The 15,531-nt window shown below is 62.2% G+C and carries 17 protein-coding genes and 1 pseudogene; 9 read left to right on the top strand and 9 right to left on the bottom strand.

All coding sequences use genetic code 11. The features are described 5' to 3' along the window. From FXB41_RS35815 to flaF, 3 genes are all read left to right on the top strand, one after another. The coding region (locus FXB41_RS35815; protein WP_219685065.1) for a DUF1522 domain-containing protein at positions 1–1,230 on the top strand (1,230 nt) is incomplete at its 5' end. Between the two features lie 243 nt (positions 1,231–1,473). After that, positions 1,474–3,714 (top strand): DUF1522 domain-containing protein, encoded by a 2,241-nt coding sequence (locus FXB41_RS35810; RefSeq protein WP_007602112.1) that lies wholly within the window; start codon positions 1,474–1,476, stop codon positions 3,712–3,714. Positions 3,715–4,005: 291 nt separating this feature from the next. Then, positions 4,006–4,374: a flagellar biosynthesis regulator FlaF gene (gene flaF / locus FXB41_RS35805; RefSeq protein ID WP_007602113.1), complete on the top strand. Its 369-nt coding sequence runs from the start codon at positions 4,006–4,008 to the stop codon at positions 4,372–4,374. Between the two features lie 141 nt (positions 4,375–4,515). On the opposite strand, the gene FXB41_RS35800 is transcribed toward flaF, so the two are convergent. From FXB41_RS35800 to FXB41_RS35785, 4 genes are all read right to left on the bottom strand, one after another. Then, entirely contained in the window at positions 4,516–4,875 is a 360-nt protein-coding gene (locus FXB41_RS35800) for a hypothetical protein (RefSeq protein ID WP_007602114.1), read from the bottom strand. A 159-nt stretch (positions 4,876–5,034) separates the two neighbouring features. Next, a complete protein-coding gene (locus FXB41_RS35795; RefSeq protein ID WP_007602115.1) occupies positions 5,035–5,532 on the bottom strand; it encodes a hypothetical protein in 498 nt (165 codons plus the stop codon). Between the two features lie 11 nt (positions 5,533–5,543). Continuing rightward, on the bottom strand, positions 5,544–5,909 hold the full coding sequence (flgJ, locus tag FXB41_RS35790; RefSeq protein ID WP_007602116.1) for a flagellar assembly peptidoglycan hydrolase FlgJ: 366 nt from the start codon (positions 5,907–5,909) through the stop codon (positions 5,544–5,546). Further along, a complete protein-coding gene (locus FXB41_RS35785) occupies positions 5,909–7,033 on the bottom strand; it encodes a flagellar basal body P-ring protein FlgI (RefSeq protein ID WP_219685064.1) in 1,125 nt (374 codons plus the stop codon). Before FXB41_RS35785 ends, flgJ begins: the two co-directional genes overlap by 1 nt. Before the next feature lie 270 nt (positions 7,034–7,303). On the opposite strand from FXB41_RS35785, the gene FXB41_RS35780 reads away from it, so the two are divergent. After that, entirely contained in the window at positions 7,304–7,717 is a 414-nt protein-coding gene (locus tag FXB41_RS35780) for a flagellar assembly protein FliX (RefSeq protein ID WP_007602121.1), read from the top strand. 4 nt (positions 7,718–7,721) lie between these two features. Here the strand turns inward: FXB41_RS35780 and FXB41_RS35775 are convergent, their stop codons facing one another. Then, a complete protein-coding gene (locus FXB41_RS35775; RefSeq protein WP_007602122.1) occupies positions 7,722–8,093 on the bottom strand; it encodes a winged helix-turn-helix transcriptional regulator in 372 nt (123 codons plus the stop codon). Between the two features lie 149 nt (positions 8,094–8,242). Between FXB41_RS35775 and FXB41_RS35770 the strand changes: the two genes are divergently transcribed. Beyond that, complete coding sequence (locus FXB41_RS35770; protein ID WP_219685063.1) at positions 8,243–8,854, top strand: NAD(P)-dependent oxidoreductase; 612 nt, start codon at positions 8,243–8,245, stop codon at positions 8,852–8,854. 216 nt (positions 8,855–9,070) lie between these two features. Further along, positions 9,071–9,436 (top strand): RNA polymerase-binding protein DksA, encoded by a 366-nt coding sequence (gene dksA / locus FXB41_RS35765; RefSeq protein ID WP_008554760.1) that lies wholly within the window; start codon positions 9,071–9,073, stop codon positions 9,434–9,436. 331 nt (positions 9,437–9,767) lie between these two features. Here the strand turns inward: dksA and FXB41_RS35760 are convergent, their stop codons facing one another. After that, entirely contained in the window at positions 9,768–10,037 is a 270-nt protein-coding gene (locus FXB41_RS35760) for a DUF2934 domain-containing protein (protein ID WP_219685062.1), read from the bottom strand. Between the two features lie 179 nt (positions 10,038–10,216). Between FXB41_RS35760 and FXB41_RS35755 the strand changes: the two genes are divergently transcribed. Both FXB41_RS35755 and FXB41_RS35750 read left to right on the top strand, forming a co-directional pair. Further along, complete coding sequence (locus FXB41_RS35755) at positions 10,217–10,432, top strand: hypothetical protein (RefSeq protein WP_219685060.1); 216 nt, start codon at positions 10,217–10,219, stop codon at positions 10,430–10,432. A 419-nt stretch (positions 10,433–10,851) separates the two neighbouring features. After that, entirely contained in the window at positions 10,852–12,294 is a 1,443-nt protein-coding gene (locus tag FXB41_RS35750; RefSeq protein ID WP_219685059.1) for a DUF1254 domain-containing protein, read from the top strand. Here the strand turns inward: FXB41_RS35750 and FXB41_RS35745 are convergent. Next, entirely contained in the window at positions 12,278–12,760 is a 483-nt protein-coding gene (locus FXB41_RS35745) for a YihY/virulence factor BrkB family protein (protein WP_311985938.1), read from the bottom strand. The two genes, FXB41_RS35750 and FXB41_RS35745, sit on opposite strands and share 17 nt — an antisense overlap. A gap of 29 nt (positions 12,761–12,789) precedes the next feature. Between FXB41_RS35745 and FXB41_RS41245 the strand changes: the two are divergent. Further along, positions 12,790–12,903: pseudogene (locus FXB41_RS41245) on the top strand (non-homologous end joining protein Ku); the annotation flags it as partial. Between the two features lie 21 nt (positions 12,904–12,924). Here the strand turns inward: FXB41_RS41245 and FXB41_RS35740 are convergent. Next, the gene (locus FXB41_RS35740) at positions 12,925–13,674 is read right to left on the bottom strand and encodes a bestrophin-like domain (RefSeq protein ID WP_219685058.1); all 750 of its coding nucleotides are present in this window, start codon (positions 13,672–13,674) and stop codon (positions 12,925–12,927) included. Between the two features lie 94 nt (positions 13,675–13,768). Next, positions 13,769–15,088, bottom strand: coding sequence for a TAXI family TRAP transporter solute-binding subunit (locus FXB41_RS35735; protein WP_219685057.1), 1,320 nt, complete (start codon positions 15,086–15,088; stop codon positions 13,769–13,771). Positions 15,089–15,531 lie beyond the last annotated feature (443 nt).

Genomic DNA, 15,531 nt, shown 5'->3' with positions numbered 1-15,531 from the left:
GGTTCGCTGATCACCGACGGATCGACCCTGAACGTCAACGGCAAGACCATCACGTTCAAGAACGGCGGCACGCCGCTTGCGGCCAACGTGCCGACGGGATCCGGCGTCACCGGTAACGTCGTCACCGACGGCAGCGGCAACTCGATCGTTTACCTGAACAAGGGCACCGTCGCCGACATCCTGAGCGCGGTCGATCTCGCCACCGGCGTGCAGGCAGCAACCATCGCTTCGGGTGCCGCGAGCTTGGCGACGGCCAGTGGCCAGACCGCGTCCTCGCTTGTTGCCGGTTCGCTCCACATCTCGACTGGCGCGAACTCGGATCTGTCGATCACCGGCTCGGGCAATGCCTTGTCCGTGCTCGGCCTCACCGGCTCCACCGGCACCGGCACGGCCTTCTCGGCGAGCCGCTCGGCGTCGGCCGGCGGCGTCTCGGGCAAGACCTTGACCTTCGCCTCCTTCAACGGCGGCACGGCGGTCAACGTCACCTTCGGCGACGGCACCGGTGGCACGGTCAAGACGCTCGATCAGCTCAACACGGCGCTTCAGGCCGACAACCTGGCCGCCACGATCGACGCCAACGGCCTGCTCACGGTCTCCGCGATCAACGACTACGCATCCTCGACGATCGGATCGGCTGTCGCTGGCGGCGCAATCGGCGGCACGATCACGACGGCCCTGACCTGGACCAACGCGACCGCGCCGACGGTCGATGCTGTTGCCCAGGCGAGCCGTTCCAACCTGGTGTCGCAGTACAACAACATCCTGTCGCAGATCGACACGACCTCGGTCGACTCGTCCTTCAACGGCGTGAACCTGCTGAACGGCGATCAGCTCAAGCTGGTGTTCGACGAGACCGCGAAGTCGAGCCTGAGCATCACCGGTGTGACCTTCAACTCGAAGGGGCTGGGTCTGGCCTCGCTGGTACGGGGCACCGACTTCATCGACAACGCGGCGACCAACCGGGTGCTCACCAGTCTCAACGCGGCCTCGAGCACGCTACGCTCGCAAGCCTCGACCCTCGGTTCGAACCTGTCGGTGGTGCAGGTGCGTCAGGACTTCAACAAGAACCTGATCAACGTGCTCCAGACCGGCTCGTCCAACCTGACGCTGGCCGACACCAACGAGGAAGCGGCCAACAGCCAGGCGTTGTCGACCCGCCAGTCGATCGCGGTCTCCGCGCTGTCGCTGGCCAACACCTCGCAGCAGAGCGTGCTTCAGCTGCTCCGTTAATAAGCAACTGAAATCACAAGATAAATATGGCGGCGGGGCTTCGGCTCCGCCGCTTTTTTGCGTGTGCGGAGACCGTGCAGAACGTGCAGCCGGGGCCGGGAAGGGGGCGCTAACTCGGCATTAACCGTATCCCTTAAACCGTCGTTAACCATACTTTAAAGGACAGCCCCTAAAAGTGGACAAAAGCCCGCTTTCCAGATCGCGAGCCCCGATTCGTACCCGGTTCAAGAGGAAGACCAGCCAATGTCCAACATCGTTCTCTCGGCGTCCGTTCGCCAGAACCTGTTGTCACTGCAGTCGACGGCCGACCTGCTGGCCACGACACAGCAGCGCCTCTCGACCGGCAAGAAGGTCAACACGGCGCTCGACAACCCCACCAACTTCTTCACCGCGCAAGGGTTGGACAACCGGGCGAGCGACATCAGCAACCTGCTCGACGGCATCAACAACGGTGTGCAGGTGCTGCAGGCCGCCAACACCGGCATCACCTCGCTGCAAAAGCTGATCGACAGCGCCAAGTCGATCGCGAACCAGGCGCTGCAGACCACGGTCGGCTATTCGACCAAGTCGAACATCACGACGACGATTCCGGGCGCGACGCCGGCGGATCTGCGCGGCACCACGAGCTACACCTACGCCACCGCAACCGGCAACGTCGTCACCGACGGTACTGCTGGCGGTACGACTCCGATTACGGGCACGACCACGCTCGGCGGCATTTCGCAATCCCTGACGGGGCTTGCCGCTCCCGACGGTGTCCCCACTCCGGCAAGCCTTGCTGCAAACCTCACCCTTCTCGGTCCGTCCAGCGCGAGCACCATTGCGGCCAATGGTGCACCGACGGACGGCGATGTCGTGATCGTCGACGGCAAGACCATCACCTTCAGGGCCGGCGCTGCACCTGCGGCGGCCAGCGTTCCCGCCGGTTCCGGCAGGAACAACAACGTTGTCACCGACGGCAATGGCAATTCCACCGTTTACCTCGGGACAAGCGCCGTCCCGGCTGCAAAAGTCCAGGACGTGATGGACGCGATCGATCTCGCGACCGGCGTGCAAAAGGCAGCCATCACCGGCGGCACCGCGACATTATCGCTCTCGTCGGGCGCCGTCGCCTCCATCGCCGGCGGCCAGCTTACCCTCACCACCGGCACGGGCGCCGACCTCAGCATCACCGGCAAGGCCGACTTCCTCAAGGCGCTTGGCCTTACGACCGCGACCGGCTCCGGCAATGTCAATGTGAGCAAGGCGCGTCTGACGAGCCCCACGACGCTGGGCACGCTCATCAATGACGGCTCCACGCTGAACGTTGATGGCAAGACCGTCTCGTTCAAGAACGCTGCGGTTCCTGCTGCCGCTCCGACGGGCTCCACCAAGATCGGCAACATCGTAACCGACAACAACGGCAACTCCGTCGTCTATCTCCAGGGCGCCAGCGTTCAGGATTCGCTGAACGCGATCGACCTGGCGTCGGGTGCCGGCATCGTCAGCGGCGCCGCCGTGGTTGCGGCCAGCGGTTCGTCTCTGTCCACCGTCGTCAACGGCGCGCTCAAGCTCAGCACCGGCACCACGGCGGATCTGTCGATCACGGGAACCGGCAATGCGTTGTCCTCGTTCGGACTGACCGGTCCGACCGGCACCGGCACGGCCTTCACCGCGGGCCGCGCTCCCGGAGCGGGCAGCATCTCGGGCAAGACCTTGACCTTTACCTCGTTCAACGGCGGCACGCCGGTCAACGTGACCTTTGGCGATGGCACCAACGGGACTGTCAAGACGCTTGATCAACTGAACTCTCAGCTGCAGGCGAACCACCTGACGGCGACGATCGACGCCAACGGCGTGCTCACGATCACCACCGTCAACGAGTATGCCTCTTCGACGCTGGGCTCGATAACTGCCGGGGGCGCGGTCGCCGGCACCATCACGGGTGTGATCGCTTTCACGACCGCCCAGCCGCCGATCCAGGATCCGGTCGCGCAGACGGCGCGCTCAAACCTGGTCAACCAGTTCAACAACATCCTGGCGCAGATCGATACGACGTCGCAGGATGCCTCATTCAACGGCGTGAACCTGCTCAACGGCGACACGCTGAAGCTGATCTTCAACGAGACCGGCAGCTCCACGCTCGGCATCAACGGCGTGGTCTTCAACGCGGCGGGCCTCGGCCTCAGCAACCTCGTCAACGGTATCGACTTCATCGACAACGGCGCCACCAACAGGGTGCTGACCAGCCTGAACGCGGCCTCGAGTACGCTGCGCTCGGAAGGTTCTGCGCTCGGCTCCAACCTGTCGATCGTGCAGGTGCGTCAGGACTTCTCCAAGAACCTGATCAACGTTCTGCAGACCGGCTCGTCCAACCTGACGCTCGCCGACACCAACGAGGAAGCGGCCAACAGCCAGGCGCTGTCGACCCGCCAGTCGATCGCGGTGTCCGCGCTGTCGCTGGCCAACCAGTCGCAACAGAGCGTGCTGCAGCTGCTCCGCTAATTTCGCGGCGCAAGCTCGCTCATCGATTTCGCGGCGGGGCTAAGGCTCCGCCGTTCATTTTACGGAGATCGCTAAGGCAGGATTAGCTGAGATCGACGCACACCGCGCGTGACGTGTTTACAGCGTGCACATGCGCGTCTAGCTTCACGATGACGAAGAACTCCGAGACCCGTAATAATCCGGAGTGCTTCCAAGCACACATGTAAGCAAATCTTAAGCGGTGCTGCCTAGGGTCGGGAAAGAAATCCTTAAGCGCGTTCAACGGGCTAGGTAACCTCCAGGGTGTGATTGATGTCGAATTCCGCTGCCTCGGCCTACGCGCGTGTTGCAACGACCACCGCATCTCCTCGCGACATCGAAGCGCAGACCCTGCTCAAGGCCGCGAACAAGCTTCAGGATGCGATCAACAGCGCCGAGCCGTTCAGCGAGCAGACCACGCAGGCCCTGATGTTCAATCGCAAGCTCTGGACGATCTTTCTGGGCGAGGCCATGCGCGAGAACAATCCGCAGCCGATCGAGGTCCGGCAGAAGATCGCCAACATCAGCGTGTTCGTGCTGAGCCAGACCGCCGCGCTGCAGATGAGCCCGCAGTTCGATCACTTCCGTCCCCTGATCGAGATCAACCGCAATATCGCCGCTGGTCTGTCCGGCCGTCCGTGATCGAGCACGGCTCGTTCCGCGGCGGCAATATCAAGTTCAAGTGACGGATAGCGGCAAGGCGCAGATCAACAACGTCGTCACCGGTCCCGCGACCGTTCGAGCGATCTCGATGTTGCCGTTGCGAGGCTCGACGCCTGATGGTCAGGCGCTGCGGTCCGTGCTGGCCGGACGCGAGGGCTCGGATTTCAAATCCTGCGCATGGAAATAGGCCCGCCGGCGCAGCATTGCTTCGTCGGGGAACTGGTTCACCACCGCGTCGGTCCTGTCGTTGACGACCTGGAAGACGAACGACGCCGCCGCCTGGTCGAACACGACCTGGCGTGAGATGTTCTCGTTGCTTCGCAAATCATTGCGTGCAGGCGCGCTCGCATCGCCAGCGGCCACTGTCTGGCTCACGGGCAGATCGGTTTGCACGGCCTCGTTCGCCGCCGCATTCGACGTCGTTACGATCTGCACGGCAACCGGTATCCCCACCGGCCTGATGCTGAAATCTGTACTCATGGCAGCCTCCTGGTTGCCTCACGTGAGTCAAATCCCAACCCCTCTCAATACGCAAGCATGGAACACCGGGATTGAACATCCGGTAAGGAAACGTGCCTAACCGCGCGACGATGTTGCCCCGCGGTTTTTCGTAAAATTGTCATTTGTTATTGCGCGCGCTCAGAGCGAGCGGCTGACCGCGAGCGGCGTGATGTGGCGCGGGCCCGGCGTGGCGCGGCGTCCCGCGGCCGTGTAGGTGTTCGGCACGTTGCGCTTCTGGATCTCGGCGTTGACGCCGCGCACGACGCTCTCCGACACCGCGTGAGCGGTTGCGAGCACGGTGAGGTTGACCTGGAGCATCGCGCGGAATGCATCATGGTGCCGATGCAGCGTCGAGAGCAGCTCGGGCGCGGATTTGGCGAGCTGGGCCTGGTTCGCCTTCAACTGGGTGACGGCGCCGACATAGTTTCGCGACAGTTCCTGCTTCTTGCTCTCGAGGGTCATCGCCTCGCGGACTTGGCCGGCACGTACCAGCTCGGTCTCGCGCTCGATCAGGCCGAGCAGGGCACTCATCGCATCCATCAACTGCTCGGCGATCTTGCGCGCCTCGGCGCTGCCGGATGCGGTGTTCGGGCGCTGCGCTTGCACCGGCTGACGCGAGGCGTTGAAGTGGTTCATCTCGTTTGACCTTATGCCGTGCGGATCGTTTTTGCCTGCTGCATGATCAGGGTGCGATAGACGTCGGTGGCGATGCCGACGCCGCCGGCGTTGGCGAAGTTCTTGGAATATTGCTCGGTCAGCATTGAGCGCCACACGCCGGTGCCAGGGGTGTCGCCGAACGGGCCTTCGCCCTTCAGACCCGAGGTCATCTGCGAGAACATGCTGTTGAGGAACATCGCCTCGAAGTCGGTGGCGATCTTCTGCGCCTTGACCTGCTGCTTCGGCGAGACCTTCTGCAGTGCCGCGGCGAGATCGAAGTCCGGGCGGCCGTTGCGGCTCTCCACCGAGAAGGCGGAGCTGGCGACGCGTGCGGTGTTGACCATGCCGGCCTGCATCACATCACCTCGATGTCGGCTTCGATCGCACCGGCGGCCTTGATCGCCTGCAGGATGCTGATGAGATCGCGCGGGCCGATGCCGAGGCCGTTGAGGCCGTCGACGAGCTGCTGAAGCGAGACGCCGTCCTTGACGACGGCGAACTTCTTGCCGTCCTCGGTGACGCTGACGCTGCTGCGCGGCGCGACCACGGTCCGCCCCCGCGACAGCGGGTTGGGCTGGCTGACCTGCGGGCTCTCGGAGATCGTGACGGTGAGGTTGCCCTGTGCGACCGCAACGGTGGCGACGCGGACGTCGCGGCCCATCACGATGATGCCGCTGCGTTCGTCGATGATGATCTTGGCGGCGAGATCCGGATCGACCTGGAGCTGCTCGATCTCGGTGAGAAAGGCGACGACGTTGCCCTTGAACTCCGGTGGGATCGCAAGCTGCACGGTCGATGGGTCGATCGGCTCGGCGGTCTTGACGCCGAGATAGTCGTTGATCGCGGCGGCGATCCGCTTGGCCGTGGTGAAGTCGGCATTGCGCAGCGCAAGACGGACGTTCGGCAGGCGATTGAGCGCGAACTCGATCTCCCGCTCGATGATGGCACCGTTGACGATGCGTCCGACGGTCGGCACGCCACGCACGATTTTCGCCGCCTCACCCTCGGCCTGGAAGCCGGATATCGCGAGCGAGCCCTGTGCGACCGAATAGACGTTGCCGTCGGCACCGAGGAGTGGGGTGACGAGCAGGGTGCCGCCCTGGAGATTCTTGGCGTCGCCGAGCGCGGAGACGGTGACGTCCATGCGCGTGCCCTGGGTGGCGAAGGCCGGCAGATTGCCTGTCACCATCACGGCGGCGACGTTGCCGGTGCGGATGGTGGCGCCGCGGATGTTGACGCCCATGCGCTCGAGCATCGCTTGCAGCGACTGCTTGGTGAAGGGGATGTTGTTGAGGGTGTCGCCGGTGCCGTTGAGGCCGACGACGAGGCCATAGCCGATGAGCTGGTTCTGCCGCACGCCTTCGATGTTGGCGAGATCCTTGATGCGCGATGTCGCGCTTGCAGAATTGGCCGAGAGCACCAGCGCTGACAGCGCGGCGCAGGCCACCCCCACAAGTCTCACCCAACGAACGCTTGGCATCCTCTGCTCCCCGAGGCTCCTCAAATCAAAGAACCATCGCGACACTCCCATGACGAGCTGGTCCGACGCTGTCCTTGCGAGCGCTGTGCCAAGTCGGGGCAGCGGGGGTAGGTAGCTGAATAGGTTGAATAAATCTGTTTCGAGCGACCTCAGCCTGTGTTGTCTCTGAGGAGCGAAACTGCCGCCTGTCGGCAGATTTTGCCGGGCTGTTTACGGGCCGTTAACCATAAAACGGCGAATGTGGCACATCGATCACCCGGATTGCTTCCGATGCGCATCTACGGACCGAACGGCACCACGCTTGGAACGCCGGCCAGCCAGGCCAGGCGGACGAGCTCCGGCACCTTCGTGTTGCCCGACACCTCGTCGGCGCCGGAGACGCGGGGCGCCGCGGCGCCGAAGGCCGCCGCCAACATCGACGGGCTGCTGGCGCTGCAAGGCATCGAGGAGGATCCGGTCGAGCGTCGCAAGCGCTCGGTCGTGCGTGGAAAGACCGCGCTCGACGTGCTCGACGATCTCAAGATGGGACTTCTGTCCGGCAAGCTCGACGCCTCGACCGTGATGCGGCTGCGTGACGCTGCGGCGAACCTGAAATCGTCCTCCGGCGATCCCGGCCTGGACTCGGTGCTGTCCGAGATCGAGCTGCGCGTCGAGGTCGAGCTCGCCAAGGCCGGGCAGGCGTAGCGTCTTACGCCGCTTCATCCTTCAACTGCGAATCGTAGCGGCGCTGGGCGGCCAGCACGTCTTTCAGATTCTGTTCGGCCCAATCGCGCAGCGGATCGACGGCTGCGGCGAGCGTCACGCCGAGTTGCGTGATCGAGTATTCCACGGTCACCGGCACGGTTGCGATGGCGTGACGCTTGAGCAATCCATCGCGCTCGAGCGACTTGAGAACCTGGCTCAGCATCTTCTGCGAAATGCCTTCAATCGTCCGGCGCAACTGATTGAAGCGCATCGGCTCCTCGCGCAGCAGCAGCAGGATCAGCACCGCCCATTTGTCACCGACGCGGTCGAGGATCTGTCGCGTGGGGCAGTTCGCTGCGTAGACGTCTGGCTTCATCGTCGGGTCCTCACGATCCATTCCACTGATTTGCCGGCCGCCGCCGGTTACTCTTGTGTAATCAGGTAAGCACAAAGTGCTCTCTTAACACCAGCGCTCTTTGCGATATCTAGTTACCCATAGTTACCACAGAAGCAAAGGAGCCTTCCATGAAAATCGCAGTTGCCGGCGCCTCGGGCCGGGCCGGGTCGGAGATCACCAAGGAACTGTCCCGCCGCGGCCACACGCTTACGGCCATCGCCCGCAACCCTGAGCAGATCGCCGCCCTGCCGAACGTCACCCCCACCAAGGGGGACGTGCTCGACCAGCCAGGCCTTGCCAAGCTGTGGGCCGGGCACGACGTCGCCGTGAGTTCCGTGCACTTCCTGGCCAGTGACGCGCTCAAGCTGATCGGTGCGGCCAAGGACTCCAAGGTCGGTCGTTACCTCGTCGTCGGCGGAGCCGGCAGCCTGGAGGTCGCTCCGGGCGTCAAACTGGTGACAACTCCCGGCTTTCCGGCTCAGTACAAGGCCGAGGCGGAGGCGGGTTCGACCTTTCTCGACCTGCTACGGCAGGAAAAGGAGCTGAACTGGACCTTCATCTCGCCGTCTGCCCTATTCATCGAGGGCGAGCGCATCGGCAAGTTCCGGCTTGGCACCGATCAGCTTCTCGCAGATGCGAACGGGAAGAGCTGGATCACCTTCGCGGACTACGCCATCGCGCTCGCCGACGAGATCGAGCGGCCGGCCCATGAAAGGCAGCGTTTCACGGTCGGCTACTAGGCCGTCGGCCGCTCCCGAGCCCTTCAGGATAAACCTTTCCTGTGCAAGGGCTTGGGGGCGCCGGTCGGGCGATCAGGGAAACATTGTCTGTCACAGGAGGCCGCTATATAACGCCCCGCTCAGCGGACCCCGTTCCGCGTACGAGTCGTTGCTTAGACAGATAGGCCGCCCTTGGAAAAGTTGAAAAACTACCGACCGACCGAAAAAGAGCCTTTCATGAACGACAGGCAGAAGGAGTACTTCCGCTTGAAGCTCCTCGCTTGGAAGGATGAGATCCTCAAAGAGTCCAAGCTCACCCTGCAAGCCTTGCAGGAGGAGAACGTGAACCACCCCGATCTCGCCGATCGGGCATCGTCCGAAACGGACCGCGCCATCGAACTCCGTGCCCGCGACCGCCAGCGTAAGTTGATCGCCAAGATCGACGCCGCGCTCCAGCGTATCGAGGACAACACCTACGGCTATTGCGAGGACACCGGCGAGCCGATCTCGTTGAAGCGGCTCGAGGCCCGTCCCATCGCGACGCTCTCGGTGGAGGCGCAGGAGCGCCACGAGAAACGCGAGAAGGTCTATCGCGACGAATAGAGTCCGAGCCGCAGCGATGCGGCTCTTTGTTTTTGAACGCTATGCCGCCACCGAAAGAACGAGTCGGTAGCGCAATAAGAACGAGTCGGTTGGTGCCAAGGCACGCTCACAACCGACAGTCGACGCACGACTGGAAAAACGTTCTCGATCGCGCTCGATTCGGCGCAAGCGGAAGAACGTTTTGGGAGGATGCTGCCATGGTTTGGGCGGATCGCCTCCGCAAGGCGACCGTCGAGGCGCCGCTGCAATCCCTGGCCCTCGCGTTCGTGCTCGGAATGTGGTTTGCCCGCCGACGCTGACTCGCAGCGGAGGGCCTGCAGGACGGTATCCCCTAATCCTGGCTTTCGGGGTCCGGGCGGCTGATCTCCCGCTCGGCTTGCAGCCAGAACTCCACGTCCCGTCCGGATTGGCGTCCGGCCTGCTCCCAAAGCTGATAGGCGCGTGCGGTGATCTGGGAGCGCCGGGAAGCGGACGGGAATAGCGCGCGCCTGAGCTGGTCTGCGAATTGCCGCAGCCTGCTCGCGGTACCTTCATCCCTTGTGGACGCGGCAGTGCGGGTAGCCAGTGCGATCTGATGCTCGAGTTTTTTCCTTTCATCCATCGCGGCGCTCCGTTCTCCTCTCCTAAGACGACTCCCGCCGCGTGCAATTGTTCGCGAACCATCAACGCGTCCGTTCACTTCTGCACAAACGCCCTTTAACCTCGCCGCGATCCTCCGCTGTACCCGCCGCAGAAAAGTGCTTAGCTTTCCGCCGTTTTTTCCTCCAAGGAGCGAAGGGCATGGGCGAGTTTCCGGAACGAGTTCAAGCGAACATGGACGTGGTCCTGGAAGAGGTCTGTCGGGAATTGCCGAACGGCGGCGATCACGAAAGCCGCAGATACGTCGCCGAGGAACTGATCCAAACCGCACTGGAGGGGAAGATCACCCTCACTGACCTCACCTCTGCGGGTCGTCGAGCTCTCATTCATTTGAGGAATGCGCCTAAGTCAGCCTAGAGCGCCTCTTCAGACGCCGCAGCTTGTCTACCATCTGCGAACATGACCCGCTGCGGCCCGACGAGAGCGCTCAGGCAGCTTTTTCTTCGGGCTTCTCGATGATCTCGACCTCGAATCAACCCATGTCGCGGAGTTCGGCAGCCTTCTTTTCGGCCGCAGCCCGCGTCTCTCGTCTCAATATGATCCGGCACGCACCGTCGCGCGCATATATGAAATAAAGCATTTTCTGATCCTATTTCGTTTGCATACACATGACATTCGCTTTTGCGCAACCATCCCGGCGTGATCGGCGGCGGGCGTGATTCTGCCGACGCGGCGGGTGGGTGTTTCCGCATAGCGAAGCATCCTGGTTGGTGCTAACGTCCTCCTGCTACCTAAGCGCGCTCCGATCATAAGTGCGACCGGCAGGAGTTGTTCAGATGCTTACGAAACGAGACCTGCTTCGCTCTGCTTCGATGACAGCGCTCGCGGTCACCACGGCGAGGTCCGCCCCGGCGTTTGGGCAGAATAAGGTCGAATGGCCGAACCTAATCGAGGCCAAGGACATAGCCGAGGAAGGCTTCATCTACGGCTTACCGCTCGTGATGAATTATGCGGTCATGCAAGAATTTGCCGTGAACAAGAACTCGGGGCAGTTCAAGGCACCGTTCAACCAGATCAACAACGAGCACCACGTCGCTACCCCGGAGGACACCGCCGTCATCACGCCGAACAGCGACACCCCTTACTCGTTGCTCTGGCTGGATTTGCGGGCTGAACCAATAGTCGTCTCGGTGCCGACGATCGAGAAGGAGCGCTATTACTCGGTCCAGTTGATAGACGGTAACACCTACAATTTCGGCTACATCGGCGCCCGCGCCACGGGGAGCGAGCCGGGCGACTATCTGGTGGTCGGTCCCGACTGGAAGGGTGAAACGCCCAGCAGAATCAAGCAGGTGTTCCGATCGACCACGCCGTTCACGCTTGCGATTTTTCGCACTCAGCTCTTCAATCCCGGCGACATGTCGAACGTCGAGAAAGTTCAGTCCGGCTACAGGGCGGAGCCGCTTTCTGCCTTCAGTAAACAACCCGCCCCGCCGGCGGCGCCCAAGATTGAGTTTCTTCCTGCCAGCACGGCCGGCATCAAAGATAACTTCTTCCAATATCTCGATGCAGCCCTCCAATTCGTCCCCGAGACAGCGAGGGACAAGGCGATCCGTGCGAAACTTGCAAGGCTTGGCGTCGGTCCCGGCAAGACCTTCGCCTTCAAGGATCTATCCCTCGAACACAAGGCCGAAATCCTCGTGGGCATGAAGCAGGGTGACGACAAGGTCGACAAATGGCTGGCTGGTGGGAACAAAAACATCAACGGCTGGAACGTCGGTTCGTTTTTTGGCGACGAGACCTTCTACAACGGTGATTGGGTGATGCGGGCCGGGGCTGCCAAGGGCGGTCTCTATGGCAACGATGCGGTGGAAGCCATGTACCCCTATACGCGAACGGACGCGACCGGGGAGGCGCTCGACGGCAGCAAGCACAAGTACACCATCACCTTTGCGCCCGGCCAGTTACCGCCGGTCAATGCGTTTTGGTCGGTTACGATGTACGACGGCAAGAGCCAGTTCTTGGTCAAGAACCCGATCAATCGCTACCTCATCAACTCTCCGATGCTGACGGCGATGAAGAAGGACGCAGACGGCTCGGTGACGCTGTACATCCAAAAGGATAGCCCCGGCGCAGATGCGGCAGCAAATTGGCTTCCAGCGCCGGATGACAGAATCTATCTTGTCATGCGCCTGTACTGGCCGAAGCCAACGCCGCCTTCGATCCTTCCGGCGGGCGCAGGGACGTGGCAGCCGCCCGGCGTCAAGCGGGTCTCGTAGCAGGCGCAGGCCGACACACTCGGTTGCGTTGCGATCCACCACCACGACCGGCCCCTCGAAGCCGGTCGGCTCCAGAGGAGCGCGGGTGCATCTCCGCATCGATCTCCGCTCCGCGCAGAACGACGATGGCCGAGATCCACAGCCAGGTCGTGAAGCCGATGATAGCGCCGAGCGAGCCGTAGGTTTCGTTGAACTTGCCGAAATTCGCCGCGTACCAGGAGAAGGCGCCGGAAACTGCGATCCAGAGCAGGGCGGCGATCGCACTGCCCCAGGCGACCCACCGCCAGCGCGCCGTCTCCCGGCTGAGCCCATAGCGATAGATCACTGCGAGCGCGAGCGTCAGGATCAGAAACATCGCTGGCCACCGTCCGATCCGGAGCAGCAGGTCGCCTGCGCCACTCAGACCGACATAGCCCAAGATGATGGGCACCGCGACAATGGACCCCAGCGCCATTATCACAAACACGATGCCGCCGAGCGGAGCGCTGCGTACCCATGGTCCCCCGCGCGAACTGGAAACGAATTTTGCGTCTATCGCTCGTCACCTGTCCCGTCGCGCTCCATCCGGCCACCTCGGAGAACGAGAAGATCTCGTTCAATCAGCTCAACAACCTCGATCATGCGAATGGCCTAGGGGCTGAGCGGCGTGAGAGCGTTGCGCAGTGGCGCATTGGAAATTTGCATCAAACCCGTAAATGGCTGACCAAGCTCCAAGACCAGGTAGATCGCTCCCGCGGCCGACAGTGCAAAAACGAACAGCGCGCAGAAAACGGTTGTGCTGGGTTTGGCAAACAGGCCGAGGCTTCCAAAGATGATGGTGAGCCAGAAAATCAGCACCACCAGGAACGGCATGGGGATCGAATTGCTCGTCTGTGCGAACAGCAGCAGGCGGCTTTGCGCAATCTCGGTGGCGATCTGTACGGCCCTGGCCTGCACGGAGCGCTGGGCATCGTTCTGCGGCGAAAGCTGCTGCAGCTTCGTGAAGAATGCCTCGCTTGCGGCGCTCGCCTCGAAAGGGGTCCCCTTGGCCGCCTCGGAACTATTCTCGCGCCACATTCGATCGGCCAAAACAGCGACGCTGCGCCGTAACAGACGGCGTACGTCGTTCGTCTCCGGTCCGTACTGCGCCAGCAGATTGTCCAGCACTACCACGCTGCTCGTCATATGCGTCACTTGAGTGCTCTGCGTGTCGTAGGAGCCCTTCGCCGAGCCAATCAGCAGGCCGAGGACAAGCGCGGCTATCGTCCCGATGAGGCCCGTGCCCAGCCTGACCACATCCTTCTCATCGGTGCTCAGGTGATGCCCAGGAAGGAACATACCGAACAGGGCGCCGCCCGCGATGCATACAAACGTGATGCCCGATAACGCGATTGCATTCATGATTCACCAGTGTCGCGAGGCAGCGGGGTCACTCCGTCCATTTTGCGTTCCCGCAATCGCCGTGCCACGGCATGCCGCGACGTTGCGGTGTCGCCTAGGCCGCGGAAGCAACTGCGGGCCTCTTCGCGAGCAGGGCTCGTCGGTCGTGGATCAAGCCCTCCAGCCGGTGGGCTGCAACGTTCAATGTGGCATCATCCACCGCGCGCTCGTCTCCACCAGCGGATTTGGCGCGCTCCGCTCTTAGAATGCCGTCGATTTCTTCTTCGATATCCGAAAGCTCAGCCTCTGTATCGACTTTCCGAATCCGACGTGCCAGGGCGTAGAGAGAGTCGAGCGGGCCTTCAGGTGCGGGGCTACCGAGCCCCAGGAATTTCCACGCCGCCGCCAGCATAGTGGCGGCGCCGCCCAACACCATCGGCGTCAGATAGATCCAGTTGCCGTATTCATCCATGAAGCTCTGCGTGGTGCTGTTGTAGACAGCGGCCGCACCGGGGTGGAGCGGAAGGTAGGCATCCTGGTCGGTGCTGGGCGCGGTGATCTGCGCGAAAATCGGCTGCTCGCGCAGAAGATTCCTGCGCGCGCTCATGATCGCCTGCGTGAGTCTGGTCACCAGATCGGTGCCGAGCTTCTTTTGCGCAACCAAGTACAACGACGTCCTCAAGGTCGTCAGATCATCTTCCGGGACCGGTGGCGACCCCCGCAGCGTGCCCTTCGGCACGTCGAAGCTTTCGAAGGCGCGTTCTGTCTCTGCAATTGCTCCCGCTGAATCGATCGGGATCAATACCGGGACCTTTTTATGGTCGAGCTGAAAGAATCCGCGAACGAGTGAGAGGTATTTTTCGGCGAGCGGAATCACGACCAGCAGGGCACTGACCTGTTTTGACTGAATGGCTTGCCGGACGTCCGCCAAAGGAAGATTTTTGAACACAACTTTTGCGTTTGCCAAATTATATTCTTTGGTCAGCACATCGACAATTTTGGCGTTCGCCACCCCACCGACCACGCCGATCGCGCGTCCTTTGAGGTTTTCAATGCTGTCGGTGCCCGATCCCGGCGGCGCGATGACCAGTACGACCATATGGCTGACGACGACGACGGCTTGCGCCTGCGACAAATCGCCGACATCGCCGCGAACCACGGCCAGATCGACCTTACCCGTGGAGAACGCGGCAGCGGCCTCAAGCGCTGTGCCGCTGTCGATGACCTTGAGCCGCACCGGCGCGTTCGTCGAAACGAGTTCGCTCGCCATCGCCAACATTGCATTGGCTGCCTCGCCGTCGATCGACCCGACCGCCACGGTCAGCGTGACCGGGCGAGCGTAGTACCGATAGGCGAGGAGACCTGCGCCTGTCGCAACGATCACTACTCCGATAAGCGCGAAGAAGCGAAGCCAGAGCGGTAATTTCCTCGACATCCTCGCCACTCCAGACACGTCGTCCGATGGACATCGCTGCATCGCCTTGATTGCAGCGGCCCCTGCTCAAACGCACCGCACTATATATCAGAACTGTCGGCCGATGTCGGCTATGCCCAAGTCGGCGCGAGAATACGTCGCGAAGGGTATTGCCTCATCTGACCAATTGACGAGCATTGGCGGGGGCGGTCTGTGCGGGGGCCAATTGTGGCAAGGTCAGCGCGGCGCTGACTGCAGTGACTGCAAGGCGGCTAAGAAGGAGCTTCATTATATCGTCTCCGTTTTTAAGCCTCGAACCGAATGCGTGGAACACTACCGCGGGTTGCGATGGTTAGCTATGCCAAAAACGGCAGAGGTTTGATCGAATGCTGTGTCCGAGATGGGTGTTCGCTGTGTGACAACGCGGAGACGCCCGATGACGAAAGACCAAATCACTCGTCTGA

The organism is Bradyrhizobium canariense, assembly GCF_019402665.1.
GTDB classification, from domain to species: domain Bacteria; phylum Pseudomonadota; class Alphaproteobacteria; order Rhizobiales; family Xanthobacteraceae; genus Bradyrhizobium; species Bradyrhizobium canariense.
Note: the sequence above shows the minus strand (reverse complement) of the source record. Positions and strands in the feature narration are given on the sequence as shown.